27 protein-coding genes are annotated in these 26,202 nt (G+C 67.8%); 9 read left to right on the forward strand and 18 right to left on the reverse strand.

Annotation, left to right across the window (positions count from 1 at the left end; all coding sequences use genetic code 11):
* Positions 1 to 51 precede the first annotated feature (51 nt).
* Positions 52 to 1,296, reverse strand: a complete 1,245-nt coding sequence (locus ACIGII_RS13650; protein WP_399638875.1) for an efflux RND transporter periplasmic adaptor subunit — start codon at positions 1,294 to 1,296, stop codon at positions 52 to 54.
* Between the two features lie 319 nt (positions 1,297 to 1,615).
* On the opposite strand from ACIGII_RS13650, the gene ACIGII_RS13655 reads away from it, so the two are divergent.
* Both ACIGII_RS13655 and ACIGII_RS13660 read left to right on the forward strand, forming a co-directional pair.
* Positions 1,616 to 2,833 carry a sensor histidine kinase gene (locus tag ACIGII_RS13655; RefSeq protein WP_399638877.1) on the forward strand — a complete coding sequence of 406 codons (1,218 nt, stop codon included), beginning with the start codon at positions 1,616 to 1,618 and terminating at the stop codon, positions 2,831 to 2,833.
* Positions 2,830 to 3,432, forward strand: a complete 603-nt coding sequence (locus ACIGII_RS13660) for a response regulator (RefSeq protein ID WP_399638879.1) — start codon at positions 2,830 to 2,832, stop codon at positions 3,430 to 3,432. Before ACIGII_RS13655 ends, ACIGII_RS13660 begins: the two co-directional genes overlap by 4 nt.
* A 56-nt stretch (positions 3,433 to 3,488) precedes the next feature.
* Here ACIGII_RS13660 and ACIGII_RS13665 read toward each other — a convergent pair whose 3' ends face one another.
* From ACIGII_RS13665 to ACIGII_RS13705, 9 genes are all read right to left on the reverse strand, one after another.
* Entirely contained in the window at positions 3,489 to 4,031 is a 543-nt protein-coding gene (locus tag ACIGII_RS13665) for a cytochrome b (RefSeq protein WP_399638880.1), read from the reverse strand.
* Entirely contained in the window at positions 4,028 to 5,143 is a 1,116-nt protein-coding gene (locus ACIGII_RS13670) for a catalase family peroxidase (protein ID WP_399638882.1), read from the reverse strand. The genes ACIGII_RS13665 and ACIGII_RS13670 overlap by 4 nt, the downstream gene beginning before the upstream one ends.
* A gap of 165 nt (positions 5,144 to 5,308) precedes the next feature.
* A complete protein-coding gene (locus tag ACIGII_RS13675; protein ID WP_399638884.1) occupies positions 5,309 to 6,676 on the reverse strand; it encodes a leucyl aminopeptidase family protein in 1,368 nt (455 codons plus the stop codon).
* Entirely contained in the window at positions 6,673 to 7,410 is a 738-nt protein-coding gene (locus tag ACIGII_RS13680) for an HAD family hydrolase (protein WP_399638886.1), read from the reverse strand. Before ACIGII_RS13680 ends, ACIGII_RS13675 begins: the two co-directional genes overlap by 4 nt.
* A 44-nt stretch (positions 7,411 to 7,454) precedes the next feature.
* Positions 7,455 to 8,555, reverse strand: coding sequence for an AI-2E family transporter (locus ACIGII_RS13685; protein WP_399638887.1), 1,101 nt, complete (start codon positions 8,553 to 8,555; stop codon positions 7,455 to 7,457).
* 129 nt (positions 8,556 to 8,684) lie between these two features.
* On the reverse strand, positions 8,685 to 9,155 hold the full coding sequence (locus tag ACIGII_RS13690) for a protein sip-5 (protein WP_399638888.1): 471 nt from the start codon (positions 9,153 to 9,155) through the stop codon (positions 8,685 to 8,687).
* Complete coding sequence (locus ACIGII_RS13695) at positions 9,152 to 9,658, reverse strand: phage holin family protein (RefSeq protein ID WP_399638889.1); 507 nt, start codon at positions 9,656 to 9,658, stop codon at positions 9,152 to 9,154. The genes ACIGII_RS13690 and ACIGII_RS13695 overlap by 4 nt, the downstream gene beginning before the upstream one ends.
* Positions 9,659 to 9,664: 6 nt before the next feature.
* Entirely contained in the window at positions 9,665 to 10,030 is a 366-nt protein-coding gene (locus ACIGII_RS13700) for a hypothetical protein (protein WP_070208571.1), read from the reverse strand.
* Between the two features lie 137 nt (positions 10,031 to 10,167).
* Positions 10,168 to 11,595 carry a Do family serine endopeptidase gene (locus tag ACIGII_RS13705; RefSeq protein WP_399638891.1) on the reverse strand — a complete coding sequence of 476 codons (1,428 nt, stop codon included), beginning with the start codon at positions 11,593 to 11,595 and terminating at the stop codon, positions 10,168 to 10,170.
* Positions 11,596 to 12,102: 507 nt separating this feature from the next.
* Between ACIGII_RS13705 and ACIGII_RS13710 the strand changes: the two genes are divergently transcribed.
* Together ACIGII_RS13710 and ACIGII_RS13715 are read left to right on the forward strand one after the other, a co-directional pair.
* Positions 12,103 to 13,035 carry a histone gene (locus tag ACIGII_RS13710; RefSeq protein WP_399638892.1) on the forward strand — a complete coding sequence of 311 codons (933 nt, stop codon included), beginning with the start codon at positions 12,103 to 12,105 and terminating at the stop codon, positions 13,033 to 13,035.
* A 125-nt stretch (positions 13,036 to 13,160) separates the two neighbouring features.
* On the forward strand, positions 13,161 to 13,829 hold the full coding sequence (locus tag ACIGII_RS13715; RefSeq protein ID WP_399638893.1) for a hypothetical protein: 669 nt from the start codon (positions 13,161 to 13,163) through the stop codon (positions 13,827 to 13,829).
* A gap of 43 nt (positions 13,830 to 13,872) precedes the next feature.
* On the opposite strand, the gene ACIGII_RS13720 is transcribed toward ACIGII_RS13715, so the two are convergent.
* Positions 13,873 to 14,238, reverse strand: a complete 366-nt coding sequence (locus ACIGII_RS13720) for a DUF1428 domain-containing protein (RefSeq protein WP_399638894.1) — start codon at positions 14,236 to 14,238, stop codon at positions 13,873 to 13,875.
* A 732-nt stretch (positions 14,239 to 14,970) separates the two neighbouring features.
* On the opposite strand from ACIGII_RS13720, the gene ACIGII_RS13725 reads away from it, so the two are divergent.
* Positions 14,971 to 15,543, forward strand: a complete 573-nt coding sequence (locus ACIGII_RS13725; protein WP_399638896.1) for an Ax21 family protein — start codon at positions 14,971 to 14,973, stop codon at positions 15,541 to 15,543.
* A gap of 474 nt (positions 15,544 to 16,017) precedes the next feature.
* On the forward strand, positions 16,018 to 16,443 hold the full coding sequence (locus tag ACIGII_RS13730; RefSeq protein WP_399638898.1) for an NUDIX domain-containing protein: 426 nt from the start codon (positions 16,018 to 16,020) through the stop codon (positions 16,441 to 16,443).
* A gap of 64 nt (positions 16,444 to 16,507) precedes the next feature.
* Here the strand turns inward: ACIGII_RS13730 and ACIGII_RS13735 are convergent, their stop codons facing one another.
* Positions 16,508 to 16,897: a DUF6165 family protein gene (locus ACIGII_RS13735; RefSeq protein ID WP_399638899.1), complete on the reverse strand. Its 390-nt coding sequence runs from the start codon at positions 16,895 to 16,897 to the stop codon at positions 16,508 to 16,510.
* Between the two features lie 264 nt (positions 16,898 to 17,161).
* Between ACIGII_RS13735 and ACIGII_RS13740 the strand changes: the two genes are divergently transcribed.
* The gene (locus ACIGII_RS13740) at positions 17,162 to 17,827 is read left to right on the forward strand and encodes a TorF family putative porin (RefSeq protein WP_399638936.1); all 666 of its coding nucleotides are present in this window, start codon (positions 17,162 to 17,164) and stop codon (positions 17,825 to 17,827) included.
* Positions 17,828 to 17,906: 79 nt separating this feature from the next.
* Here ACIGII_RS13740 and ACIGII_RS13745 read toward each other — a convergent pair whose 3' ends face one another.
* Positions 17,907 to 18,377, reverse strand: coding sequence for a DUF1456 family protein (locus ACIGII_RS13745; RefSeq protein ID WP_399638900.1), 471 nt, complete (start codon positions 18,375 to 18,377; stop codon positions 17,907 to 17,909).
* Between the two features lie 157 nt (positions 18,378 to 18,534).
* Here ACIGII_RS13745 and ACIGII_RS13750 point away from each other — a divergent pair, with 157 nt between their 5' ends.
* Both ACIGII_RS13750 and ACIGII_RS13755 read left to right on the forward strand, forming a co-directional pair.
* Entirely contained in the window at positions 18,535 to 19,029 is a 495-nt protein-coding gene (locus ACIGII_RS13750) for a hypothetical protein (RefSeq protein ID WP_399638902.1), read from the forward strand.
* A gap of 71 nt (positions 19,030 to 19,100) precedes the next feature.
* Positions 19,101 to 19,850: an SDR family NAD(P)-dependent oxidoreductase gene (locus ACIGII_RS13755; RefSeq protein ID WP_145481115.1), complete on the forward strand. Its 750-nt coding sequence runs from the start codon at positions 19,101 to 19,103 to the stop codon at positions 19,848 to 19,850.
* A 270-nt stretch (positions 19,851 to 20,120) separates the two neighbouring features.
* On the opposite strand, the gene ACIGII_RS13760 is transcribed toward ACIGII_RS13755, so the two are convergent.
* From ACIGII_RS13760 to ACIGII_RS13780, 5 genes are all read right to left on the reverse strand, one after another.
* The gene (locus ACIGII_RS13760; RefSeq protein WP_399638903.1) at positions 20,121 to 20,981 is read right to left on the reverse strand and encodes an SPOR domain-containing protein; all 861 of its coding nucleotides are present in this window, start codon (positions 20,979 to 20,981) and stop codon (positions 20,121 to 20,123) included.
* Between the two features lie 18 nt (positions 20,982 to 20,999).
* Entirely contained in the window at positions 21,000 to 22,688 is a 1,689-nt protein-coding gene (argS, locus tag ACIGII_RS13765) for an arginine--tRNA ligase (protein ID WP_399638905.1), read from the reverse strand.
* 153 nt (positions 22,689 to 22,841) lie between these two features.
* Positions 22,842 to 23,540 carry a DNA repair protein RadC gene (gene radC, locus ACIGII_RS13770; RefSeq protein WP_399638906.1) on the reverse strand — a complete coding sequence of 233 codons (699 nt, stop codon included), beginning with the start codon at positions 23,538 to 23,540 and terminating at the stop codon, positions 22,842 to 22,844.
* A 560-nt stretch (positions 23,541 to 24,100) separates the two neighbouring features.
* Positions 24,101 to 24,511, reverse strand: coding sequence for a hypothetical protein (locus ACIGII_RS13775; RefSeq protein ID WP_399638907.1), 411 nt, complete (start codon positions 24,509 to 24,511; stop codon positions 24,101 to 24,103).
* A 232-nt stretch (positions 24,512 to 24,743) separates the two neighbouring features.
* On the reverse strand, positions 24,744 to 26,162 hold the full coding sequence (locus tag ACIGII_RS13780; protein ID WP_399638909.1) for an ankyrin repeat domain-containing protein: 1,419 nt from the start codon (positions 26,160 to 26,162) through the stop codon (positions 24,744 to 24,746).
* Between the last annotated feature and the right edge of the window lie 40 nt (positions 26,163 to 26,202).

The raw sequence follows: 26,202 nt of genomic DNA on the forward strand, positions 1-26,202 counted from the left end.
CACGGGAATCGCACACCATCGGCTCGCGACCAGGTCGCGGCACCGCGTTGCTTATTGCGCCTGCTTTTCCGCAACCGCGCTGCCATCGCGCAGTTCCGGTGGCGGGCTGGTGACCACCTGCTGGCCGGCGGCGAGCCCGGCGGTGACCTGCCGGTCGTTGTTGAGCGCCACGCCCACGGTCACCGGCACCTGCTGCACGCGCTTGTCATCGCCCACCACGAAGGCCACGGTCTTCTGGTCGCGCTCGACCAGCGCCGCCGCCGGCACGCGCACGCCCTTGGGCGCCTCGGCCTGGGACGGGGCCGACGCTTCCAGGAAGCTCACCCGTACCCCCATCTCGGGCACGATGCGCGGGTCCCTGGTCTTCAGCGCCACGCGTACCTTGACCGTGGCCTTGCCGCGATCAGCGGTGGGCACGATGGCGATCACCTCGGCGGGAATCTTCCATTCCGGGTAGGCATTGAGCGTGGCCTCGACCGGCATCTTCGGCTGCACGCGGCCGATGAAGGCCTCGCCCACGTCCACTTCGATCTCCAGCGAATCCATGTCCACGATGGTGCCGATGCCGGTGCGGGTGAAGCCGCCACCGGCCGACAGCGGCGAGACGATCTCGCCCGGCTGCGCCGCCTTGGCGGTCACCACGCCGGAGAACGGGGCGCGCACGATATTGTTGTCCACGCCCAGGTCGGCGATCGCCAGCGAGTCGCTGGCCACCCGGGTGTTGCGCTCGGCGGTACGCAGCTGGGCGCGCAGGCTGTCGCGCGTGGCGATGGCCTGGTCGTACTGCGAGCGCGAGACCAGCTGCTGGCCGACCAGGGTCTGCAGGCGCCCGGCTTCGGCATCGGCCTGGGCCACCTGCGCCTGCAGGCCGGCCAGCTGGCTGCGGGCCGCCTCCAGTTGCGACGAGGACAGGCTGCGCTGCGCATTGGCATCGATCGGGTCCAGGGTGGCCATCACCTGGCCCTCTTCGACGCGCATGCCTTCTTCGATCATCACCTCGCGCACCTTGCCGGTGATCTTGGCCGACACGGTGGCCATGCGCCGGGCCACCACGTAGCCGCTGGCGTCGAGCACCGAGCTGCTGGCGGTGCCCTGCTGGATCGCCACCACCGGCGCGGTGGCCACCTCGATCGGGCGTTCGCGGCCGAACACGAACCAGGCAACGGCGCCCAGAAGCAGCACGGCCACGATGGCCAGCACGATCCACAGGCCACGGCGTGGCGACGACGGCGGCGGGGCGGCGGCCTTCTTGCGGTCGATGCGGAGTTCCTTGAGCAGTTCAGCGGATGCGTTCATCGTGAGTCTGGACGTGGAATCGGGCCGAGTGTGACCGCAACGGGAGTCACGGGCAAACCGGAAGGTGCCGGCTGGGCACAGGATGCCCGGATGTCGGGGGCGCGGGCAGTGACAGGTGTCACCCAAGGGGGGTGATGAGGTCCACTGGTGAAGCTGGGGCCAATTCCGGATCGTAGGGACACGCCACGCGTGTCCACGGGCGCCACGTAAACCCCGGCACCGCGCAGCCCCGCAGGGCGTGGCGCTACCGGGCCTGAGCTCCTGCTCCCTGAAGGAAACTGCGATGATCGCGCCTCGCCCCCACGACCGGGAACCCACCATGCCGCCCCGCTGGCTCTTCTCCCTTCTGCGACCCGCCCCGGATTCGGCCGTTGCCGACAACTTGCGCGCCGGCAAGCCGGCCTGGTCCGACGCGGTGCACCTGTTGTGGACCGGGTGGGTGTTTCTCACCCCGATGTTCGGCGGCGGCTATACCCTGCTGTGGCTGTGGCTCACCCTGCTGACCTACCCGGTGTTCCTGGCGCTGTACGCCCGCCAGCTGCTGTCGCCGCGCCGGCACGCGCCGCGCTACGCGATGACCATGGTGGCCATGGGCCTGGCGCTGCTGCCGTGGTATCCGTCCGGCATCAGCTATTTCATCTTCGGCTGCGTCACCCTTCGGGTGTGCCGCACCGGCAGCGCGTGGCGCTACCTGGCGCAGCTGGCGGCGCTGAACGCGGCGTTCGTGGCCATTGCGCTGTGGGTGGGCTACCACTGGCAGCTGGTGGTGTGGATTCCGTCAATGGCGTTCATCATCGGCGTCATCATCAACGTGGAAAGCACCAACAAGGACCGTGACGCGGCCCTGCAGCTTTCCCAGGACGAGGTGCGCCGGCTGGCCGCCACCGCCGAGCGCGAGCGCATCGGCCGTGACCTGCACGACCTGCTGGGCCACACCTTGTCGATGATCACCCTGAAGCTGGAGCTGTCGCGCAAGCTGTTCGACCGCGACCCCGAGCGCGCGCGGCTGGAGGTGACCGAAGCCGAAGCGGTCGCCCGCCAGGCACTGGCCGAAGTGCGCAGCGCAGTCACCGGCATCCGCGCCAGCGACCTTGCCGCCGAACTTGCGGCGGCGCGGCTGCTGCTGGAGTGCCAGCACGTGCACCTGCACTACGGCGTGCCGCCGCCGATGCCGGCGGAGATCGAACGCGGGCTGGCGCTGGTGCTGCGCGAGGCGGTCACCAACATCGCGCGGCACGCCGACGCGCACCAGGCCTGGATCACGTTCGGGCAGGAAGGGCGCACGCTGTCGCTGCAGGTCCGCGATGACGGCAGGGGCGGGGTGCAGGCGGACGGCAACGGGCTCACGGGCATGCGCGAACGCGTGGCGGCGCTGCGCGGGTCGTTGCGGCTGCAGTCGCCGCGCGGGGAGGGCACCACCGTAGCGGTGCAGGTGCCGCTGCCTGCGGCCGGCAAGTTGCAGGCGAGCGCCGCCCCCACGGCCGTGGCGGCCGGGGCCGCTCTGCCCGCGCAGGCACTCGGCGAGGCGACGCCATGATCCGCATCGTGCTGGCCGAAGACCAGGCCATGGTGCGCGGCGCGTTGTCGGCGCTGCTCGGGCTGGAGCCGGACATCGAGGTGCTGGGCGCGGCCGCCGACGGCGAAGCGGCGTGGCGCATGCTGCAGCAGCTGCAGCCGGACATCCTGGTGACCGACATCGAAATGCCGGGGCTGTCAGGCCTGGAGCTGGCGCAGCGCATCGCGCGCCATGACCTGCCGATCAAGGTGGTGATCGTGACCACCTTCGCGCGTTCCGGATTCCTGCGCCGCGCACTGGATGCGGGCGTGCGCGGTTACCTCCTCAAGGACGCGCCGGCGGAGAAGCTGGCCGACGCGCTGCGCCAGGTGCAGCACGGGGGCCGTGCCATCGACCCGCAGCTGGCGCTGGACGCATGGTCGCAGGCTGACCCGCTCAACGACCGCGAACGCCAGGTGCTGCGCCTGTCCGGCGACGGCCGCTCGGCCAGCGAGATCGCCACCCAGCTGGGGCTGTCGCATGGCACCGTGCGCAATTACCTGTCCGAATGCATCGGCAAGCTCGGCGTCGCCAACCGCATCGAAGCCTATCGCCTGGCCCGTCAGAAAGGATGGTTGTAGCCACCAACGGTGGCTACAACCATCCGGTAGCACACGACCGTTGGTCGTGTGACGTTTCAATGGTCTTTCCTGCCCCTCGCCATCGCCTGGAACACCCCGTCCCTGCGCACCCACAGGTGGAACAGCGCCGCGCTCAAGTGCAGCACCACCGTGGCGAACAACACATACGCCAGCACGCTGTGCGCACCGCGCAGCGCCGCATACACCGCCACGTCGTGCGGCAGGATCGGCGGCAGCAGCACGCCCTTCCACATCTGGATCGGGTATCCGCCGGCCGACAGCATCGCCCAGCCCACCAGCGGCATCGCCAGCATCAACCCGTACAGCACCCAATGCGAGGCATGCGCCGCGAACACCTGCCACTCCGGCAGGTCGGCCGGCAGCGGCGGCGGCCGGTGGCGAAGGCGGTTGACCAGGCGCACCACCGCCAGCAGCAGGATCGCAATCCCCAGCGGCCGGTGCAGGTCCACCAGCATCGGCCGCAAGTGCAGCGAGGCCACCATGGTCACGCCCACGAACAGCATGGTCAGGATCAGTACGGCCATCAGCCAGTGCAGCACCCGTGCGGTGAGGTTGAAGTGCCCGATTTCGCGGCTCATCGCGCTTTCTCCCCGGCGGCCGCGTCGGTCGCCTTGCCGCTGGCCACTTCGCGCTCGCGGCGATTGAACGATTCGGAATACACCGCCGAGCGGGCCGCCAGGATCGGGTCGTTGGTACCGGCGATGCCACTGGGCAGGATCAGCGGATCGAAGTTCACGTTGTTGCAGGCGCCGCCGGCCTGCGGCTGCATCGCGGTGAGGCTGAGCGTGCCGGCCTTTACCCGGCGCCGGTCGTCGGGCCAGGCAATGGAGGGATCGTTGATGTCATCGCCGTCGCCTGCCAGCATCACCCACATGTCCCAGCGCACCGGTCCCTGTGCCAGCCGCTGTGCGAATTCGTCGGCCAGGTAATCCAGCCCCGCCTGTGCCCGCTGTTCGCCGCTCATCGCTTCGAAGGCCGCCTGGGGACGCAGGCTCCAGCGGACCGCGTGCTCGCTGCCGTCGGTGGCGATGAAGCGGAAGCTGTTCACCCCGTTGTAGTCGGTGTTGGCCCAGCTGGTCGACCACGGCGCGGTCTTGGCCCACTCGCCGAACGCGCGCGCGGACGGGTACTTCGCGGCGATGGCCGCCATCTTTGCCGGGTCCGGCTTGCCGGTGGCCGGGTCGGGAATGCCGGCCCGGGTCTGTTCCAGGAACGCCTCGGTGGTGGGCACGGCGAAGAACGGGAAGCTGTTCATCGCGGTGCGCCATTCCTGGCCGTCGTCGGTCACCAGCTGCAGCGCCATGCTGCGTACCCGCGCGCTGGCGTCGGCCCCATGCGGGTCGCCGCCGCCGATCGACAGCCGACCCAGCACCGGCACCTGCTGCTGGCGGAACACCCGTGCCGAACTCAGCGCGGCGCCGTCCGGCGAGCCCTGGAAGGTGCCGCTGACGCACACGCCCTTGCTGTGTGCACGGCGGAAGCCGGGGTGGTTGGCGCCGGTAGCCTCAATGGTGTCGGTGAACGTCTGCGCGGTGGTGCGGTCGCGGCCCAGCCAGCCGGCCAGCCAGGCGAAGGCCAGCACCACCGCACCGGCGATCAATGCGATCAGTGCGATCCACAGCAGCGGCGAATGGGGCGGGCGCGGGGCATCCGGCTCGCGGCCGGCGCGGGTGTAGCGGAAGAGCGACATGGGCCGTTACCTGCCTTCTCGAACGTGAGCGGGGTGGATGGCGCCCATGGTCGCAGAACCCCCGCCACGCGGATATTCACATTTTCGACAACCTTTAAACGACCAATCCCCGCCGGGGCGGGGATCTGTACGGTGCACGGCGGCCGGGCAGGGCCCGGCGCTACCTCAGGCGTACCGGCCCTTCAGCATCGTCCACGCCGAGCGCAACGCCAGCGCCTCGCCACCGGCGGGGCGGCCCGGTCGTTCGCCGTCGTTCCAGGCATACACGTCCAGGTGCGCCCATGCCTGGCCGTCGCCGATGAAGCGTTCCAGGTACAGCGCCGCGGTGACCGAGCCGGCCATGCGCGAACCGGCGTTGGCCAGGTCGGCAATGCCGCTGTGCAGGTAACGCAGGTACGGGCGCCACAACGGCATGCGCCAGACCGGGTCGCGGGTGCTTTCACCGGCCTGCAGCCACTGCTGGGCCAGCGTGTCGTTGTTGCTGAACAGCGCCGGCAGGTCCGGCCCCAGCGCAATGCGCGCCGCACCGGTGAGGGTGGCGAAGTCCAGCACGATGTCCGGCGTCTGCTCGCTGGCATAGGTAAGGGCATCGCACAGCACCAGCCGGCCTTCGGCGTCGGTGTTGTCGATTTCGATGCTCAGGCCCTTGCGGGTGGCGATGACTTCGCCGGGGCGGAACGCGTCCGGCCCGATCGCGTTTTCCACGGCGGCAATCAACAGGGTCAGCTGCACCGGCAGTTCCTGCGCCATCACCAGCCCGGCCAGGGCCAGCGCATGTGCCGCGCCGCCCATGTCCTTCTTCATGTTGCGCATGCCGTCGGCCGGCTTGATGTCCAGCCCGCCGGTGTCGAAGCACACGCCCTTGCCCACCAGCGCCACCTTTGGATGGCCAGCATGGCCCCAGCGCAGCGCGATCAGCCGCGGCGCGCGGTGCGAGGCACGGCCCACCGCGTGGATGGCCGGGAAGTTCTGCTCCAGCAGGGCATCACCGGTGATCACCTCGACCTGCGCACCGTGGGCGGCGGCCAGTTCGCGCGCGGCGTCTTCAAGCTGCTGCGGGCCCATGTCTTCGGTAGGGGTGTTGACCCAGTCGCGCACGCGCAGGCTGGCGGTGATCACATCGCGCACTTCGGCGGCCGGGCTGGCCACCAGCTGCGCCGGGGCGCGGTTGGGCTTGCGATAGCGGGCGAAGCGGTAGCTGCCCAGGCCCCAGCCCAGGTGCAGCAGGGTTTCGATGTCGCCGGGCAGGGTAGTGGCCAGCTGCCAGACCGTGCCTTCGGGCAGCGCGAACGGCGCATGCGCATACGCATAGGCATCGCCGGGGTCGCCCACGCCGACGATGGCGCCGGCCAGGCCCTGTTCGCCCGGCAACAACACCACGCTGCCACCGCTGCCGTTGAAATGCTGCGCGTCCAGCCAGGCAACCAGGGAGGCGTCCTGCTGCGCGCGCCACGCCGCGAACTGCTCGCGTTCCATGACATGCAACGGCAGGGCCTTGGCCGAATCGGTGGTAAAGCCGGTGATCTGGGTCATGCGGGGTCGTGCTCCGTTCGTGGTCCGGCGTGCTGCGCCGATGCGTTCGCATCCAGCCAGTCAGCCAGTCCGGTCAGGGTGTCGAACTGCAGGTCGGGCTGCAGCGAAGGGTGGTGCCAGGTGTGTTCGACGCGGTTGATCCAGCAGCCGCGCAGGCCGGCCTGCATCGCGCCAACCACGTCCATCTCGACATGGTCGCCCACGTGCAGCACCTGCGCCGGGGGCACACCCAGGCGTTCGCAGGCGGCATGGAAGATGCTGGCGGCCGGCTTGGCCGCACCATGTTCGCGCGAACCCAGCTGGAACACGAAGTGGTGGTCCAGCCCGATCCGGGCCAGGTCGGCGTTGCCGTTGCTGAGTGCGGCCACCGGCACCCGCGCGGCGATGCGGGCCAATGCGTCGATCGCATCGGGGTAGCACTCCACCTGGTTGCGCGCGGCGTAGAACGCCTCGTAGGCCGGTTCGAGCAGGGCCAGGTCGGCGCCGCTCTCCTCCAGGGCCTCCTGCAGGGTCAACCGGCGCAGCGCGCTCAGGTCGTAGTGCAGGTGCGGGTTGTCGCGGAACGAGCGCTCGCGCAGCTCACGCATCGCCGCCACCGGGTACATCGCGGCAGTGGCGGGGCTGTGCTGGAGCATCCACTCGTGCAACACCTGGTCGATGCGGGCGCCGATGGGGGCGAACGGCCACAGGGTGTCGTCGAGGTCGAGGGTGATGGCTTGGACGGGGAAATTCACCCGCCCATTCTACGCCTGTGGGGGCGGCCACGCAGGGCGCGGGGCTACTCCAGCAGCTTGGCCCACCCCTGGGTGCCGTCCAGCCGTGCCAGCACCAGCTTGATGCAGACCAGCAGCGGTACCGACAGCAGCAGGCCCACCATCCCCCACAGCCAGCCGAACACCATCAGGGCCAGGATCAGGATCAGCGGCGAGATCGCCATCCGCCGCCCCAGCACGATCGGTGTCACGATCTGGCCTTCGATGGTATGCAGGGCCAGGTACCCGGCCGCCGGCAGCAGCGCCTTGAACGGGTCACTGAACTCCACAAAGCCCATCAGCAGCATCAGCGTCACCCCGATCAGCGGGCCCACGTAGGGCGCGAAGTTCAGCAGCGCAGCCACCGTGCCCCACAGCAGGGCTTCCTGCAGGCTGATCCCGAGCAGCAGCAACACCCCGGAAAACACCAGCCCTACCAGCGTATTGATCACGGTGATGGTGAGCACGTAGCGCGATACCTCGCGCTCGATCGAACGCAGGATATCGGCGGTGAAGCGTTGCTGCTGGCGGCTGGGGAACAGGGCGATGGCGTGCTTCTGCAGGTTCTGCCCGTAAATCATGAAGAACAGGGTCAGCAGCACCACGGCCAGCACCGACGCGGCCAGCCGTGGCGCGCGGGTCAGCACCTTGTACGGATCATCCAGCTGGGTACGCACCACCTGTACCCGGCGGCTGCTTTCGCCGCCAGCCACGCGGGCGAAGTTCTCCGCCGCCAGGTTGGCCTGCTGCACCGGCTTGGTCAGGTTCTGCACCTGGCGGGCCACCTTGCGCAGCTGCTGGGGGGCCTCCTGCGCCCAGTCCATCGCCGGTCCGATCAGCTGCACTCCCAGCGCGGCGGCACCGCTCAGTCCCACGCCGATCACCAGCACCGCACCCAGGAAGCGCGGAATCCACAGTCGGCCCAGGAAACGGATGATCGGATTGCCCACCAGCGCGAAGAACATCGCCAGCAGCACCGGCAGGATCACTTCCTGTGCGGCCCACAAGGTGAAACACACTGCCAGGAACGCCAGGACCACCAGCGACATCGGCGCGCGCGGACGCGGTGCGGGTGGCGCGGGTGCAACCAGGTCGGCGTCGGCAGGGGAGGGCGCAGGAACGCTCATGCAGGTCGCACGTTGGAGAGGAGACGCATTATTGGGTAACCCGGGTGCGTGCGGCGTGTGGAGTCGGTAGCGCCGGCCGTTGGCCGGCTTAGGGGTTACGGAGGGCCGGCCAACGGCCGGCGCTACCGGTCAGCGTTCGGAAACCTCGGTGGCCGCTTCGGCCGGTTGCGGCTGTGGCTGCGCCGCCTCCTGGGTGGCGGTGACGCGTGCGCGTGGCGTGGACAGGGGCGCGGCGGCAGGCGCTGCCGCCCGCACCGGTGCCGGTGCCACCGCCTCATCCACCTTGTCGGCCGCCTGCTCGGCCGTGTCGGCGGCTTCGCTGGCCTGCATGGAGGCAAACGCGGCCTGGGCGCTGGCCATCAGGTTCGACACCGAACCAATCATCTGCAGCCAGCGTGCGCCGTGGAAACGGGTTTTGCCCGGCTCCAGCTTGCCGGCGATGAAACCGCCCACCAGGCCCACGCTGACGATGCGCAGCGGCGTCCACCCCTCACGCCAGGCGTGGCTGAGGGTAAACCAGCTGCACTGGGTCTCATCGACCCGGATCGATACCACCTTCTCCGCGCGCTTGACGCGGTGACGCAGGGCTTCGAACTTCATGGCGAACGCTCCGTGCCTTCCGCCTGGGTTTCGGCATCGTCGTCGCTGGGCTCATCGAACAGGCCCAGGCGTGCCAATTGGCGGCGGGTAGCATGCATGCCGGTATGGCGGAAGAAGAACGACACCCGCCAGATCGAATAGCCGGTGACCGCAAGGCTGATCAGCGAGGTGATCAGCAGCGACTGGAACCACGACAGGCCCCAACGCTGCATCAGCGCGATCAGGGTGCCGGCCAGCAGCAGCCAGGCCGAGGCGCCGAACACGATCGCCACCCCGCTCCAGGCCAACGCGCGGCCGAACGCACTGCGTGCCAACGCAAATTCAAAGGACGCCAGGCGACGCAGCGAACGCAGCGTGTGCTTGGCGGAATCAACGGTCGCGCGGCCGGCCTGGCCGACCTCGCGGATGCTTTCATCCAGGCGCGGCGCGCGCTGCCCGGCATCGCCCTCGGGTGGAGGCGTTGCCGCCCCACCGTCAGGCGTCGACTGTGCCTGGTCGCTCACGCCGACTTACTTGTCGCCGCCGCTGCGGGCCAGCTTGGCAATGATCCAGCCGGCCGCGAAGGCCACGCCGAACGAAGCCAGCGGGCGCTCGCGGATCAGCTCGGCGGCGCTGTCGACCAGGTCCTTGCCCTTGTCCATCAGCGCGTCGACCTGTTCCTTGGCGGCGGCACCGCCGAATTCAGCGGCGGCCAGGCCCGACAGGGCAGTGTCGGACAGCTCGGCCTTGACGTTGGCACGGCCGATGCGGAGCTCGTCGCCGGCTGCACCGGTGGCGCCCTTGATCGCACCGCCGGCGGCGCTGGCGGCCGACTTCAGGTGCGAGCCGGCTTCGCCCAGGTGTTCCTTGAGGTTTTCGGTGTTGGTGGGGCTCATTGTGTGTCTCCGTTAGGCAAGCGATGGGGAAGGTGACCGCGGAGGAACCCGTCGGCAACGAACACAAGGTAATAGCACCGGCCGGGTGTAGAGGGTGTCAGCTGGCGTGATCCGCACGCGAAGGCGGGCTGACCGGTTCAGCGCATCACCAGGTCGCCGCGCGCGTTGCCGCGCACGATCCGCAGCACCAGCTGCTGCGGAGGATTCTGGAAGTTGGCGCGCCAGCTGGCCAGGTCGGCGAATTCACCCACGCTCGCCTGGACGATCAGGTCGCCCGCGGCCAGGCCGGACTGCGCCGCGCGGCTGCCGCGCTTGACCTCGCTGACCATGACCCCACCGTCGCCGGCCTGGCGCAGCGTCTCGGGCAGGTCGACGAAGGTGGCACCGGCCAGGCGCGGGTCCAGCGATTCGCCGGCGACCGCACGGGCCTGTTCCTTCAGCGTGGCCTTGAGCTGCAGCGCCTTGCCGTCGCGGCGCACGTCCAGGTCCAGCGCGCTGCCTACCGGCTGCAGCCCTTCCACGTTGTGCAGCGCCTGCGCGCTGTCCACCCGCTGGCCATTGGCAGCGACCACCACGTCGCCCGGCTTCAGGCCACCGGCCGCCGCACCCGACCCGGCCAGCACGCGGGTGACCAGCGCGCCACGCGCCTCGCTCAGGCCCAGGTTCTGGGCCAGCGACTGGGTGAGGTTCTGTGCCTCGATCCCCAGCGTGCCGCGAACGACCACCCCATGCTTGACCAGCTGGTCCACTACGTCGCGGGCCAGGTTGGTGGGGATGGCCAGGCCCAGCCCGATGTTGCCGGCCATGCTGCCCTGCGGGTTGAAGCTGGCGGTATTGATGCCGACCAGCTGGCCCTGCAGGTTGACCAGCGCGCCGCCGGAATTGCCCGGGTTGATCGACGCGTCGGTCTGGATGAAGTTCTGGTAGCCCAGTCCGCGGATGCCGGTGCGGCCCACCGCCGAGACGATGCCCGAGGTCACTGTCTGGCTGAAACCGAACGGGTTGCCGATCGCCACCACGAAGTCGCCCACGCGCAGCTGGGCGCTGTCGCCCAGCGGCAGTGCGGTGAGCTTGTCGGCGGGAATGCGGATCAGCGCCACGTCGGTGTCGCGGTCCGACCCCAGGAACTCGGCCTTGACCGTGCGCCCGTCCGACAGGGTCACCTGCACGTCGTCGGCATTGTCGATGACGTGGTGGTTGGTGAGCACCAGGCCTTCGGCGGCGTCGATGATCACCCCCGAGCCCAGCGATTCGTTGATCCGCTCCTGCGGCACTTCCGGGAACAGGCGGCGGAAGAACGGGTCGTTGAAGTACGGGTTGCGCACCCGCACCACCTGCTTGGTGTTGACGCTGACCACCGCCGGCATCACCCGCTCCAGCATCGGTGCCAGCGATGGCAGCGGCTGTCCCGCCACCGACGCCGGCAACGCGGCCGTGGCCGGAATCGCCAGCGAGGCCGGGGCCGCCTCGGCGCGATTGTCCAGATGGGCGTTGATGGCAGAGGCGACGAAGCCACCGAAGGCGGCAGCAAGTGCGAGCGTAAGCAGGGTCGGAAGCGGTCGCATGGGAATCCGGGCGGGGTCAGGGAACGGGTATACGGTAATTCAAGCGCATCGAGTCTGTCCGGCATCGCCTGAAAACCGGATGAGCGGCGCCCGCCACATCCGGTCTTCGGCACGGCCGGTCCCCGGACGACCGTCGATAGCGCCCGTCGCCGCGGCAACGCATGGACGCCGAACGAAGAAACGCTCTGCCGCCCCACCGCAAATTCCCGCACGGCCAGCGCAGTTGTGCAGGGAATGGCAACAGAAACCTCGCACGGGTCGATCAATTTCAGACCCGCACCACCCGCCGCCGCGCACACGAAATGCGCCACGCGTGCATGCACGGGAAACACGCGCACCGCTGTTTTAAAGCGCTTTTCCACACCACAACGGTATCCGCGTGCTGTCTTCGCCCCATCGCCCCAGCACATCCGCGCCTCACCGGCTGCGACTGGACCGTTCCACCCAGGACCGCGCCGGTATAGCATCGCCAGCGAAATCACTGACCAGGCCCCTCAGGAGGGCAACATGAGCAACGGAAATGGTGTGACCGCGACTTTGTCGCAGGGCGTCGACAGCGTGAAAGAGACTGCCGAAAGCGTGGGCGAAACCATCGCGCACACCGCTGAAGATGTGGTTGCCACGGTGAAGAAGACCGCCAAGCGCGCACGCAAGGCCGCCACCACGCAGGTGGCCAAGGTGACCAAGGCGGTCAAGAAGGCCGAGAAGACCGTCGCCAAGAAGGCCGACAAGGCCGCCAAGTCGGTGGGCAAGACCCTGGCCAGCGCCAAGAAGAAGCTGGAAGCGGCCAAGTCCAATGCCAAGGCCGAAGCGGCTGCACTGACCAGGAAGGTCGCCAAGAAGAAGGCCGCCGCCGAAAAGGCCGTGACCAAGACCACCAAGGCCGCCAAGAAGGTTGCCGGCAAGAAGGTCGCCACCGCCAAGAAGGCCGTGACCAAGAAGACCGCTGCGGCCAAGAAGGTCGCTGGCAAGAAGGTCGCCACGGCCAAGAAGGCGGTCGCCCGCAAGTCGGCCACCGCCAAGAAGGCCGTGACCAAGAAGACCGCGACCGCCAGAAAGGCTGTCGGCAAGAAGGTTGCTACCGCAAAGAAGGCCGTAGCCAAGAAGTCGGCCACCGCCCGCAAGGTTGCTGGCAAGAAGACCGTGGCCGCCAAGAAGGTCGCCGGCAAGAAGGTCGCAACTGCCAAAAAGGCTGTCGCCCGCAAGTCGGCCGCCACCAAGAAGGCCGTTGGCAAGAAGACCGCCGTTGCCCGCAAGTCGGTCGGCAAGAAGGTCGCCGTCGCCAAGAAGACCGTTGCCCGCAAGTCGGCAGCCACCAGGAAGGTCGTCGGCAAGAAGACGGCCGTGGCCAGGAAGGCCGTCGCCCGCAAGGCCGCCCCGGCCAAGCGCGCCGCCAAGACCGTGGCCCGCAAGGCCCCGGCCAAGCGCGCCCGCAAGTAAGTGCGTCAGCACGGCGCCTGCCCCCGGGCGGGCGCCGTGTGCACCCCCTCGACACGCCGCACCGACGCGGTGTTCGGTAGAACGCAGGGCCATTCCAGCCATCACGGCGGGGAGTCTGCACACCGATGCGCAACCTGGACTTCAGTTCCTGGCAGGCCATGCTCTCGACCCTGGTCGGGTTGGCTGTCATCACCCTGATCGGCGTGGGTATCCGCCTGGTCTTCATGCAGACCCTGCAACAACGCCGCGAGCGCGAAAACCGCCAGATCAACGAGCGGCTGCGGACCTTGATTGCCGCGTACAAGACCCTGGGCGGGTCATTCACCGGTGCGCTGCATGTGGACCCGCGGCACCTGCGCGACCTGCGCCAAGCGCCCGCCGGAAGCGACGATGCCCTGGCATTGCCCCTCAGCAGCGGCAGCGACCGTGCCCGCCGGATCCGGGATGCAGTGGAAGCGGCGCTGTCGGACATCGTGCTGCTGGGCACCGACGAGCAGGTGCGGCTGGCCGCGCATGCCGCCAATGAACTGGCCGAAGGCCGCGCCGTACCCACCGCCGAACTGGTGGTGTCGCTGCGCGACTTCATCCGGGAAGCGCTGGACCTGGCGCCCATTCCCACCAGCGTGACCATCCCGCGCCAAGGCCCGACCCGGCCGACCGCCGGCGGTGCCCGCGGCAAAACCGACCCGGGCGAGCGCGGCGGAAAGGGCGGCGGCGGTGGCATGGGCGGCATGGGAGGTGGCATGGGCATGGGCGTCCACCGCCTGGACGACGACGGCAGCCAGACCCGGTAACCCGGTCGGGTGGCTGCGCGCGTCGTCGTTGCCGGGCCGCCGCCTATTGCTTGCCGTGCAGTTCCACGATCGGCACGAAGCCGGCGTAGATCATGCGCTTGCCGTCGAACGGCATCGGATTGTTGGCCGGATCCATGCGCGGATCCTTCATCATCTTCTCCATGCCCGCGTCGCGCGTGGCCTTGTCCGGCCACTCGATCCAGGAGAACACGATGGTTTCACCGTCCTTGGCCTCCACCGCGCGGTAGAAATCGGTCTGCTTGCCGTGGGTGACATCGTCGCCCCAGCACTCCACTACGCGCGTGGCGCCGAACTCCATGAACACCGTATCGCCGTCATTGGCGTGTTTGATGAATTTTTCTTTGTTGGCGGTGGGTACGGCCAGGACGAAACCGTCGATATAGGACATCTGCAGCCTCCGGTCACCGGTGCACCAGGATGGGCACCTTCACTAGGTAAGACGCGTGGGCGTGGGGGAAATCGACAATGCGCCGCGCGTCCGTCAGATCCGGTGACGGCCACGTGTACATGCGGTGTCAACGCGGAAAATCAATCAGTTGCACGTCGGTACGCAGATCTGGAAGCGCGTCAGGGTAAGAAAAACCCTAATCACAGTGAGGAACATCCTGATGTTTACCGGTCCGGGTTCAGCCCACTATGCGAAAGCCGGGCAGGGCCTTCCCCAAGAGACCTGCGGTGTGACGCCCCAGCTGCGTCAGCCGGTGCAATACGGAAGATGGGCGCGTTAGCCGACTACTCCCCAAGAGCGGCTTCCCCAACGCGCGACGCCCCGCCGAGGGTATCGTCGTGACCAGATTCCTTTCTCGACTGCCGCACCGTTCTGGTCGGTGTCCTTCCTGGATTCGCCCGTCGCGACACGCCATGCGTGTCTCCCCGCTGTAATCGCTCGTCCACGGATCGCGCAGGACACGCACGGCGTGTGCCTACGTCACGCGGTGTGCACGGCGGCGCATTGCATTGCGCGCGTATGACATGCGCCTACTGAATGGTTGCCGAAAATGCGCGGAGTCGAAAGCGGCTGACTTCAGGGCGCGTTGTGTCGAATAACGGAGAATTTACATTCCCGATGCAGAAGCCGCTTGCGCCACTGCACGAACGAACAAGAAAAAGGTGTACCCCCATGAAGACTTCCCTGATTGCCCTGGCGCTGGCCGCCGCTCTGCCGTTCGGCGCTTCCGCTGCCGAAGGCCTTTCCTACAATTACGCCGAAGGCGATTACGTCAAGACCGATGCCGATGGTGGCAAGGCTGACGGTTGGGGTGTGAAGGGTTCCTACGGTTTCCTGCCGAACTTCCATTCATTTGGTGAGTACAACCAGCAGAAGACCGACATCGGCGACTTCAAGATCGACCAGTGGCGCGTGGGTGTGGGCTACAACCACGAAATCGCCACCAGCACCGACTTCGTGGGCCGCGTCGCCTACAACAAGTACGACCCGAAGGAAGGCCTGGACTTCAACGGCTACAGCGCTGAAGCCGGTATCCGTACCGCGTTCGGCCAGCACGCCGAAGTCTATGCCATGGCCGGTTATGAGGATTACAGCAAGAAGCACGGCATCAACCCGGACGGCGAGTTTTACGGTCGCCTCGGTGGCCAGGTGAAGTTGAACCAGAACTGGGGCATCAACGGCGACATCAAGATGAATCGCCACGGTGACAAGGAATGGTCGGTCGGCCCGCGCTTCAGCTGGTAAGCGGCGTCTGATCGCGCCGCTGCGCGCCTGACTGGCGCAGCGACAAGGGCCCGGCACATTGCCGGGCCTTTTTTGTGGCCGCGAAAGGCGTACCGACCAACGGTCGGCACCTACCACCCTACCGGCAGGCGGGCACCGTTGGCCGAACACGCGCAGCAACCGGTAGGCGGCCACCGTTGGTGGTCGCGCACGCGCAGCAACCGGCGGGCGGGCACCGTTGGTGGTCGCGCACGCGCAGCAACCGGCGGGCGGGCACCGTAGGTGGTCGCACACGCGCAGCAACCGGCGGGCGGCACCGTAGGTGGTCGCACACGTGCAGCAACCGGCGGGCGGGCACCGTTGTTGGTCGCACACGTGCAGCAACCGGTAGGCGGCCACCGTTGGTGGTCGCGCACGTGCACCAACCGGTAGGCGGCCACCGTTGGTGGTCGCGCGCCCGCAGGCGATAATGCCTCCGCCCTCCCGGAGAACCCGATGTCCCAGCCGACCCCACTGCAACACCCCCGCGTCGGCTGTGGCGCCGTCATCCAGCGCGCCGATGGGGCCGTCCTGCTGGTCAAGCGCGGGCGTCCGCCCGAGCAGGGCCACTGGGGTCTGCCCGGCGGCAAGGTCGATTGGATGGAGAAGGTGGAAGACACCGTGGTGCGCGAAGTGCGGGAAGAGACCGGCCTGCGCATCGCGTTGGAGCGGCTGCTCTGCGTGGTGGACCACTTCGAACCGGCGCTGGGCCAGCACTGGGTGGCACCGGTCTACCTGGCGCGCACGCTGGACGACACGCCGGCCGCATCGCTTGAACCCGACGCAATCCTGGCCGTGGACTGGTTTGCGCCCGACGCATTGCCCGCCCCCCTGACCCGCTCGGCCACTGAAGGCCTGGCGCGGCTCGCCGAGCCGCGCTGAACCACGCGCGTTATCGCCGCGCGGCGACCGCCGCAATGCCAACCAGCGCCATACGGGACGGCGATCATTCCCCCTGGTACTGCTTCTCTTCCACCAGCTGCGAACCGGCAATCCGGTTGATCTCGTTCTTCACCTTCACCCGCTCGCCGTTGGTGCCATACACCCCCCGCGCCAGCTGGATGAACTGATCATCGAACACCTGTGCCGCTTCCTTGTCGCGCAGCTGGTCCTGGATCTCCCACATCCGCACGTTGATGTCCTTGAGCTGTGCCTTGAGCGGCTCCAGCCCCGGCTGTGCGGCCAGCAGGTCCTGCCACAGCGGCAGCAGGCCATCCAGTTCGGTGCGGACATTGGCCACCTTGCCCGCATCGGTGATGCGTTCGGCCTTGATTTCCAGGATGGTGATCTTGTCGATCAGCTCGCCAATCGATACCGGGGTCAGGATCGCGTCCACGCCATTCTCGCTGCAGGTCAGTCAGGATCGCCATGATAACGCGGCCCGTCCGTAGCGCCGGCCGTTGGCCGGCACGGCGGTGCAGGGACCCATGGGTTGGCAGGATTCCATTGCAGCTTTTACGCCGAATTTGCGCGGGTTGCGGCCGCACCGCATGGCCCCTTTACGCCCACCCTCACCACACTACGCACCTCAACGGCGCGGCCGTTTTATTGAGTGGTGGATGTGGTGGCACTACAGGAAACAGGGCGCAGCGTGCGCCGGATGGGGGGTCTGGTACTCGGCCTGGCGCTGAGCGGCGCGGCATCTGCCGCCGTGAGCGGCAACGCCACGTTGACCACCGACTACGTGTGGCGCGGCAGCTCGCAGACGCTGGAAGATCCCACCGTGCAGGCCGGCGTCAAGCTGGGCAGCGAATCAGGCTGGTACGCGTCGGTGTGGGGGTCGGGGGTGTCATTCGCACCGGACGTGGGCGCGCGCAGCGAGTTCGACATCGTGGCCGGGTGGGGTGGCCAACTCGCGCCCGACTGGGCGCTGGACGTCAACGTTACCCATTACCTGTACCCGTCCACCACCGTCGACCTGGACTGGACCGAGCTCAACAGCACCATCACCTGGAAGGAACGCTACTGGGTCAGCGTGGGGGTGTCCGACGATGCGTTGGCCAGCGGCACCACCGGCACCTACGCGCAGGTTGGCGCACGGCTGCCGCTGGGCGAGCAGTGGCGCATCGAAGGCGCGCTGGGCCAGTACTGGCTCGACAGCGCGTACGCCGAGGACTACCTGCACGGCCAGCTCAGCGCCATCTGGAAGGTCCACGGCCCGTGGGAGCTGCGCCTGACCGCCCACGACACCGACCGCGCCGCCAAGCGCCTGTTCGGCAGCAACGCCGGCTCCCGCGTTGAATTCGCGATCCAGACCACGTTCTGACGCGTGGCGACACGCCATGCGTGTCCAACGTATCACCGACCGAAAAAGGTTGAGCCACGCCCTGCGTGGCTCCCCCCCCTCACGCCCCGCGAACGCGCAGCGTCAACCCCTTCAGGAAGTTACGCAGCAGCTGATCGCCGCACGCGCGGAAATTCTTATGATCCGGCTGCCGGAACAACGCCGACAGCTCCGGCTTGGAGACCGGGAAGCCCGCGCTCTCGAAGATGGCATGCATATCCACATCCTTCAGCTCGAAGGCCACCCGCAGCTTCTTCAACACCAGGTTGTTGGTGATGCGCCTTTCCACCGGGCGCAGCGGCTGGCTTTCATCGCGGCCGCGCATCTGCACGATCAGCCCGTCCAGGAAGTGCGCCAGCGTGCGGTCGTCGCAGGCCACGAAGCCTTCCTCGTTCTCCTTGCGCAGCCAACCGGGCACATCGGCCTTGTCGACCACGAAGGCCGGGTCGGCCAGGGCACAGATTTCCGCAATCTTTCCGTCGCTCAGGTCGAGCATGTAACGGATGCTGCGCAGTACATCGTTGTTGATCATGTGACGTCCAATACCGCCATCGCGGCTGCGTGGCTGGCCGCCATTTTACCCCCACCAGCCGCCGCGCCCCGAAACGGCCCGTACCGGCTGTCATCTGGCTGCCATGAAAGTGAAGCACAGTGCGCTCCTCGGGCATCGACAGGCAGTGGAGCGGGCAATGCGCAGGTGGCAGGTTCTGGCGGGTGTGGGCACGGTGTGGCTGGCCGCAGCGGCTTGGGCCCAGGCCCCGTATGTGGCGATCGAACAGCGCGTGGACCCGCAGCAACTGGCCGAGGTGGGCCTTACCCCGTCCCAGCTGCAGACCCTGAACCGCCTGCTGCGCGAGGCCGACGCCCGCGCCCCGGCGCCCGCTCCGGTGGCTGCCGCGGCAGCCCCGGCACCGCTGCCCGGCGCACCCACCCCGGCCCCGATGTTCCCGGGCCTGGACGACGGCCCCATCCATGCCCGCGTTAGCGGCCAGGTCGACGGCTGGCAGCCGGGTACCGTGTTCACCCTGGACAACGGCCAGCAGTGGCAGGTGCTCAAGGGCGACATGAAGCTCAAGGCCAGCCGCAGCAACCCGCCCATCGTGGTGGTGCCGGGCATCGCCGGGCGCTGGTTCCTGCAGGTGGACGAGGACCTGCCCAAGGCCCGCGTGTTCCGCATCCGCTGAAGCCGCCAGCCCCGGCCAACATCATCGGGCGCGGGGTGCGAAAATAGCCGGGAATCCCACGGAGACCCGCGATGACCCGTACCGCCCTGATCACCGGCGCCACTTCCGGCTTTGGCGCCGCCGCCGTCCATCGTTTCGCCCAGGCTGGCTGGCGCGTCATCGCCACCGGGCGCCGTGCCGAACGGCTGCAGCCGCTGGTCGACGCTTACGGCCCTGAGCGCGTACATGCGGCGGTCTTCGACGTGCGCGACAACGCCGCGATGGAAGCGGCCCTGGCGGCGCTGCCGGCGGGTTTCGCCGACATCGACCTGCTGGTCAACAACGCCGGCCTGGCCCAGGGCACCGCCCCGGCCCAGAGCGCCTCGTTGGACGACTGGCGCACCATGATCGACACCAACGTCACCGCGCTGGTCACGCTCACCCACCGCCTGCTGCCGCAGCTGGTGGCGCGCAAGGGCGCCATCATCAACATCAGCTCGGTGGCCGGCGTGTACCCGTACCCGGGCGGCAACGCCTATGGTGGCACCAAGGCCTTCGTCAGCCAGTTCTCGCTGGGCCTGCGCTCGGACCTGCACGGCACCGGCGTGCGCGTGACCACCATCGAACCGGGCATGGCCGAAACCGAATTCACCCTGGTCCGCACCCACGGCAACCAGGCTGCCTCGGACACGCTCTACACCGGCGCCAACCCGATGACCGCCGACGACATCGCCGAGCAGATCCTGTGGGTGGCCAACCTGCCGGCGCACCTCAACATCAACCGCCTGGAAGTGATGCCGGTCAGCCAGTCGTTTGCCGGCTTCCAGGTCGCGCGCGACTGAACGCTGCCGTCGCGTACCGCAACGCTGCCGCCGCCTCACCGCAACGATGCCGTCGCCCACCGCAACGATGCCGCCGCCCACGGCAATGATGCCGCCGCCCACGGCAATGATGCCGCCCCCCACCGCAATGATGCCGCCGCCCGGTAGAGCCGACTGTCAGTCGGCTGCTCTTCGCGACCCAACACAGACAAAAATGCCCCGCGGTGCGGGGCATTTTTGTGGAGCAGCCGACTGACAGTCGGCTCTACCTGTCGGCTCTACCTGCCGGCGCTACTGCGCCTTGATCGCCATCGCCTGCAACCCGGTGCCGTCCAGCTTCTGCTTGGCCTCGGCCAGCTCGCCGGCGGTGCCGTACGGACCCATGCGCACGCGGTATACGGTCTTGCCGTTGATCTGCGCCGATTCCACCCGCGCCGCCAGGCCGATCATGGCCAGCTTGGCCTTGGTGGCTTCGGCATCGCCCGATGCTCCGAAGGCGCCGGCCTGCAGGATGTAACGCACGTTGTTCGCCGGCTCTGCTGCCGCCGTCGCCGGAGCGGCCGCAGCAGTGGCCTCCGGCTTGGGCGCGGCCTCAGCCGCAACCGGCTTCGGCTGTGCAGCGGCGGCTGCAGGGCGCTCGGCCACCGGCGCCGGCAACGGGGCCGGTGCAGTGGTGGCGGCGGCGGCGGTAGCCGTTGCCGTGGTAGGCGCCGGCGTGGCTGCCGGAACCGGGCGACCTTCCAGTGCGGCCTGCGCGCGCTGCGCTTCGGCCTTGGCACGGCGCTGGTCTTCGGCGCGCGCGCTGGCGGCCAGCTCCGCATCCGACATTTCCACTTCCTTGCCGGGCAGCAGGGTGTAGAAGTCGTACTGCGTGGTGGCCGGCTTGGCCGGTTCGGCAGGCTTGGCGGCCGCACCCGGCTTGGGCAGTTCAGCGCCCACGTCGGTGTCCGCGTCGCTGACCGGGGCCGGCTGCGCGTTCGGGTCCGGCTGCGGGCCTACCCGCAGGAAGCCGTCGCCATCGTTCTTGAACAGGTTCGGTGCCGCCAGGAACACCACGGCGGCAATCGCCACGCCAGCCACCAGCCACACCCATCCGGGCGTGCCTTGGCTGGTATTGCGTCGGGCCTGGGTTTTGCCGCGTCGTGCTGCCATTTACCGCTTCTCCACTGCTTACATTTTTTCCGGGGCGGACACGCCCAGGATGTTCAGACCATTGGCCAGCACCTGGCGCGCCGCGCAGGCCAGCGTGAGCTTGGCATTGCGTTCGGCTTCGTCAGCCACCAGCACCTGCGTGCCGTGATACCACGTGTGGAACGCGTGCGCCAATTCACGCAGGTACTGCGCGATCAGGTGCGGTTCCAGCGCGATGCCGGCCGCTTCCACCACTTCCGGGAAGCGCGACATTTCCACCATCAGCCACAGCGAGGGTTCGTCGGTCAGCGTCGACAGCCCGGTCAGGCCCTCGGCCGGGGTGTACGACAGCCCCTTCTCCTGTGCCTGGCGCAGCAGGCTGCACACGCGGGCGTGCGCATACTGCACGTAGAAGACCGGATTGTCATTGCTCTGCTGGCGGGCAAGGTCGATATCGAAGGTCAGCTGCGAATCGGGCTTGCGCGCGATCAGGAACCAGCGGGTCGCATCGCGCCCGGCTTCCTCGATCAGGTCGCGCAGGGTCAGGTAGCTGCCGGCCCGCTTGGACAGCTTCACTTCCTCGCCGCCGCGCATCACCGTCACCATCTGGTGCAGCACGTATTCCGGCCAGCCCTTGGGAATGCCCACGTCCAGCGCCTGCAGGCCGGCGCGCACGCGCGCCAGCGAACCGTGGTGGTCCGCGCCCAGCTCGGTGATGGCGCGCTCATAGCCGCGCTGCCACTTGCTCAGGTGGTAGGCCACGTCCGGCAGGAAGTAGGTGTAGGTGCCGTCGGACTTGCGCATGACGCGGTCCTTGTCGTCACCGAAGTCGGTCGAGCGCAGCCACAGCGCGCCGCCTTCCTCATAGGTATGGCCGGCCGCGTTGAGCTGGGCCACGGTTTCTTCGACCTTGCCGTCCTTGTACAGCGAGCTCTCCAGGAAGTAGATGTCGAAATCCACTCCGAAGGCGGCCAGGTCCTGGTTCTGCTCGTTGCGCAGGTAAGCCACGGCGAAGCGGCGGATCGCGTCCAGGTTGTCCGGGTCGCGCTCGCCCACCACCGAATGGCCTTCCAGCTCCACGGTGGCGCCGGCCAGATAGGCCTTGGCCACGTCCTCGATGTAGTCACCCCGGTAGCCGCCTTCCGGCCAGCCGGCGTCATCCGGCTTGATGCCCTTGGCGCGGGCCTGGGTGGACAGGGCCAGGTTCTCGATCTGCACGCCGGCGTCGTTGTAGTAGAACTCGCGCTTGGCGTTCCAGCCGTTCACTTCCAGCAGGCGGGCCAGGCTGTCGCCGATCGCCGCCGCGCGGCCGTGGCCCACGTGCAGGGGGCCGGTCGGGTTGGCCGACACGTATTCCACGCCCACGGTACGGCCATTGCCGCTCAGGTTGTGGCCGTAATCGGCCCCTTCCTTGAGAACGCTGGCCGCTTCACGCTGGTAGGCGCTGGGGGCGAGGTGGAAATTGATGAAGCCGGGGCCGGCGATCTCGACGCGCAGCACATCGTCGCTCTTGGGCAGGCCGTCCAACAGGGCCTGGGCCAGGGCGCGCGGGTTGCTGCGCGCCGGCTTGGCCAGCAGCATGGCGGCATTGGTGGCGAAATCACCGTGTTCACGGGTCTTCGGGCGTTCCACCACGAATTCCGGGGTCAGGGTGTCGGCCGGCAGCGTGCCATTGGCACGCAGCGCTTCGATGCCCTGGCTGATCAGGGCGCGGAGGAGATTTTTCACAAGGCCTGCTTTGAAGACTGGAGCGGCGGAATCGGTAATTTTAGCCCAGAAGCTGCCCCGATCCATTGAACCGGGGCACAGCGGGGGTCGGCGGCGGGTCTCCGGACAGGGCTGGAGCCCTTGCGGGGCGGGCAATCCGGCTGAGCGGGCCGTTCAGCTGTGGGGAAATGGGCCACGCCTGAGCCAACCGCGCTCGGCCATGGAAACCGGCGGGCCGTCGCCCACGACGATGTGGTCGACCAGCCGGACGCCCACCAGCTCAAGGGCCTGATGAAGCTGGTCGGTGATCTCACGATCCGCCCGCGAGGGTTCGGGCCGGCCGGAAGGGTGGTTGTGGCTGACGATGACCGCCGCTGCGTTGTGCAGCAGTGCCCGCCGGACCACTTCCCTCGGGTAGACGGCCGCGGCGTCGATGGTGCCGGTGAACAGTTCCTCATACGCCAGGGTCCGGTTGCGGGTGTCCATGAACAGCGCGGCGAAAACCTCCTGCGGCCGTGCGCGCAATCGCATCTTGAAGTAGCGCCCGGCCGAGCCGGGGTCGCAGATGCTCTCGCCGCGCACGAGATCGGCCAGGAGATGGCGGCTGGCCAGCTCCAGCGCAGCGACGAGTTTGCAGGCGCGGGCAGGCCCGAGGGCTGGCAGCTTCCTCAGCCCGGTGGCATCCATGTCCATGAGCCTGCGCAGAGGGCCGTGCTCCTCAAGCAGGCGGCGCGAACTCTGCACTGCATCCATGCCGCTGCAGCCGCTGCCAATGAACAGCGCCAGCAGTTCCGAATCAGAAAGTGCCTCGGGCCCAAGCCGCAGCAGCTTCTCGCGGGGTCGGTCGCTCTCGGGCCAGTGTTTGATTGCCATGCAGGCAGTGTCAGGGCATATGCGATGAGGGGGCATCGGGAACCACAGCGTGGCCGCGTAGGAAAGCGTCCTGCATCGGGCGAGCCGCTACCCGAGTGAATGCTCATCGGCCTCACGAAGGAAGGGCTTCATTGCTTCAAGGTCTGCTTTCCCTCACTCACCACCTTGAAGAATGCGCTGTGCTTAACGACCCGGCCGAGGTGCATCGCGAGGCGGAGCGACTCCGTCATGGCAATGACATCCACAAAGACCCGTCGGCCGCGGAACAGGGCGTAGCGCCCACGCATCACACACTCAACCGGACCCAGCGACGTTGTGGCGTGGCAGGAGAACGGCGATGGATGCTCTTGTGGCCAAGAACCGGATCCACTTCGGCATTGCCGTACAACGTTGCATTGCTCGGCCGGTGGTCGCCGCCTCTGGCCCGGGCACTGCAGATTACTCTGCCTGATCTCGTTGCTTCCGACGCTTCGTCTCTTTATGGGTTTCGACCACCGTCCAGGCTGCGACCCCAAGGGCGACAAGGGCGATCACAACGGTTGATGCAACAAGAATGGTTGTCATGAAACGGGCTCCGGGAGGGGAGGTTGGATCTTTGAGATCCGATTGAACAGGGCATAGCTGAAGCCAAGTGAGGCGAGCGCGGTGATCGCAACGCACTGCATGATGGCCTGCGGCTCGATGGAATCGCCTCCGATCAAGGTCAGACAGAAGAGAACGCCGTGAATCGCGATCAAGAACGCGGACGTGCCGTACTGTGCTGTCTTCCATGGACGCTCAACGTTTGCGAGGTGCTCGATTTCATTGATGTTGGAAATGAGAAGTACAAGCCCGAATGCGATGAATTCCTGTGGCGCGAAGGGCTCGATGCTGCCTTCCTTGGTCACGAGCCAGATGAGGAACCGCGAGAAGATCGGAATCAACCCGACCAGGACGGTGTACGCAAGCCACTTGCTCTTTGCTATCGCCATCTGCTGCTCTTCGGCTCGACCTTGCGCGCTCGCTTGTGGCGCGAAGTCTAGGAGTCAGATGACGGCGAGGTTGAAGACTGCGTCCCAGTTCTGGAAGAACCTATCGCCTGGAGGTAGTGAGTGTCGTAAGTGACTTCGTTGGATATGCCGTCAACGTCAGCAGACAGAAGCGCTTCGAGCGCACAAGAAGGCCGGTGATTGACGTTCACGCGGCCTGATGACGACCGCGACCTCAGGCAGTCAGTTTGAAATAGCGTGCACTCATCCGCCCCACCACCTCCGCCACAGCCTCCACGCTCGGCGGGTGTTCGGCGGACATCGACAGGAACACCTCTTCGCGGCATGGCATCGCTTCACCTTCCAGTTGCGAAAAACTGACGCGCAGGGTTTCCCAGGACACCCTGTCCGGCTGCACCGTCACCACGCCGCTGCGGCTGACCCAGTCCTTGGTCTTGGACAGGAACAGGGAGCGCAGCGCGTCGGTGTAGTCGGCATACAGCCGCTGCGGCGGAATGTCCGGATGAGCGCCGCTGGCCAGATGCTCGAAGAGTGCCTTGTTGTACGTGCAGAACCATGCCGGGCGCTGCCACGCCGAGGGATGGTTCATCGCCTGCCGCGCGCGGGCCCACGACTCGGCCTGCGCGGCACCCATCGGCTTCGACTGGTTCCTGGGCGGCTTGCTCGTGCGGCCACTGGTGGCCAGTGCTGCCACCTGCGCCTCGAACCCGGTTCCCTTGAACCGGCGCACATCCGCTTTCAACAACTTGCCCTGCGCCGAGAGGGCCTCGGCCAGCACCACCGCAACGTCCAGGTTGCCGGCATTCAAGGCCAGTGCAAGCGGCGTGCGGCCGCGCTCGTTGGTTGCGGCCGGGTCCACACCCCATTCGAGCAGCAGCCGGGTCACGGCCACCGGGTCGCCCATCCGGTGCCAGGTGGTGGAGATGCCGCCGCGGCTGGCCTTCAGTCCGCCCACGTCGCCGGCCGCATACATCAACGCGTTGGAGCCGGCCGGATTGACGACGTGCAGGTTGGCGCCCCGCGCTGCGAGGAAACGCAGCAAGGGCACGCTGCCCAGGTAGGCGGCGATCAGCAGCGGGGTGTACATCTGCCGATGGTCCATGGCCTCGATGCTGGCGCCGGCCTGCAGCAGGGCATCGATGGCCTGGAAGACAAGCTCGCTTTCGGCCGGGTCAGCGTCCGCATCGAACGCGGAATTGAAGACCTCGCCGCGCATGTCGCGCAGGCCGAGCACGGTGCAGACCGGCGAGTCCTTGGTCAGGCGCGGGTTGGCACCGGCGTCCAGCAGCAGGCGCAGCTTGGCCACGGCCCATGGCGACGGGCTGAAGATGAAGTCCCGGCACGTGGCCGACAGTGGGGTGGCGCCCCGACCGGCCGCCTTGTTCGGGTCGGCGCCCTTGGCAAGCAGCAGTGAGATCAGTGCCAGGTGCGCATCGAGGCGCTGCGCCACCGTCGCCTCGTCCGGCCCGTCATAGCGCAGCATGCTGTTGTTGCAGACCCAGTACAGGGCGCGCTCGTTATGGCCGAGGCGAAGGCGGTCCGGGTGGACGCCTGCACTTACGCGCTGCTCGATCTCGGTAAAGGCTTCGTCGCAGGTACGGAACGGGTCAAGTACAACAGGGGACTTCGGCACGGGCAGTTTGCCATCCTTGATTGACTGGCTCCAATGCTAC

The organism is Stenotrophomonas sp. NPDC077420 (genome assembly GCF_044543385.1).
Classification (GTDB): Bacteria; Pseudomonadota; Gammaproteobacteria; order Xanthomonadales; family Xanthomonadaceae; genus Stenotrophomonas.

Coding starts and splice junctions, on each gene's coding strand:
- ACIGII_RS13730 (WP_399638898.1), top strand. CDS start 16,018: ATGTCCCAGCCGACCCCACTGCAACACCCCCGCGTCGGCTGTGGCGCC.
- ACIGII_RS13710 (WP_399638892.1), top strand. CDS start 12,103: ATGAGCAACGGAAATGGTGTGACCGCGACTTTGTCGCAGGGCGTCGAC.
- ACIGII_RS13690 (WP_399638888.1), bottom strand. CDS start 9,155: ATGAAGTTCGAAGCCCTGCGTCACCGCGTCAAGCGCGCGGAGAAGGTG.
- ACIGII_RS13685 (WP_399638887.1), bottom strand. CDS start 8,555: ATGAGCGTTCCTGCGCCCTCCCCTGCCGACGCCGACCTGGTTGCACCC.
- ACIGII_RS13675 (WP_399638884.1), bottom strand. CDS start 6,676: ATGACCCAGATCACCGGCTTTACCACCGATTCGGCCAAGGCCCTGCCG.
- ACIGII_RS13705 (WP_399638891.1), bottom strand. CDS start 11,595: ATGCGACCGCTTCCGACCCTGCTTACGCTCGCACTTGCTGCCGCCTTC.
- ACIGII_RS13750 (WP_399638902.1), top strand. CDS start 18,535: ATGCGCAGGTGGCAGGTTCTGGCGGGTGTGGGCACGGTGTGGCTGGCC.
- radC (WP_399638906.1), bottom strand. CDS start 23,540: ATGGCAATCAAACACTGGCCCGAGAGCGACCGACCCCGCGAGAAGCTG.
- ACIGII_RS13755 (WP_145481115.1), top strand. CDS start 19,101: ATGACCCGTACCGCCCTGATCACCGGCGCCACTTCCGGCTTTGGCGCC.
- ACIGII_RS13720 (WP_399638894.1), bottom strand. CDS start 14,238: ATGTCCTATATCGACGGTTTCGTCCTGGCCGTACCCACCGCCAACAAA.
- ACIGII_RS13655 (WP_399638877.1), top strand. CDS start 1,616: ATGCCGCCCCGCTGGCTCTTCTCCCTTCTGCGACCCGCCCCGGATTCG.
- ACIGII_RS13775 (WP_399638907.1), bottom strand. CDS start 24,511: ATGGCGATAGCAAAGAGCAAGTGGCTTGCGTACACCGTCCTGGTCGGG.
- ACIGII_RS13665 (WP_399638880.1), bottom strand. CDS start 4,031: ATGAGCCGCGAAATCGGGCACTTCAACCTCACCGCACGGGTGCTGCAC.
- ACIGII_RS13725 (WP_399638896.1), top strand. CDS start 14,971: ATGAAGACTTCCCTGATTGCCCTGGCGCTGGCCGCCGCTCTGCCGTTC.
- ACIGII_RS13715 (WP_399638893.1), top strand. CDS start 13,161: ATGCGCAACCTGGACTTCAGTTCCTGGCAGGCCATGCTCTCGACCCTG.
- ACIGII_RS13740 (WP_399638936.1), top strand. CDS start 17,162: ATGGGGGGTCTGGTACTCGGCCTGGCGCTGAGCGGCGCGGCATCTGCC.
- ACIGII_RS13670 (WP_399638882.1), bottom strand. CDS start 5,143: ATGTCGCTCTTCCGCTACACCCGCGCCGGCCGCGAGCCGGATGCCCCG.
- ACIGII_RS13650 (WP_399638875.1), bottom strand. CDS start 1,296: ATGAACGCATCCGCTGAACTGCTCAAGGAACTCCGCATCGACCGCAAG.
- ACIGII_RS13760 (WP_399638903.1), bottom strand. CDS start 20,981: ATGGCAGCACGACGCGGCAAAACCCAGGCCCGACGCAATACCAGCCAA.
- ACIGII_RS13745 (WP_399638900.1), bottom strand. CDS start 18,377: ATGATCAACAACGATGTACTGCGCAGCATCCGTTACATGCTCGACCTG.
- ACIGII_RS13700 (WP_070208571.1), bottom strand. CDS start 10,030: ATGAGCCCCACCAACACCGAAAACCTCAAGGAACACCTGGGCGAAGCC.
- ACIGII_RS13660 (WP_399638879.1), top strand. CDS start 2,830: ATGATCCGCATCGTGCTGGCCGAAGACCAGGCCATGGTGCGCGGCGCG.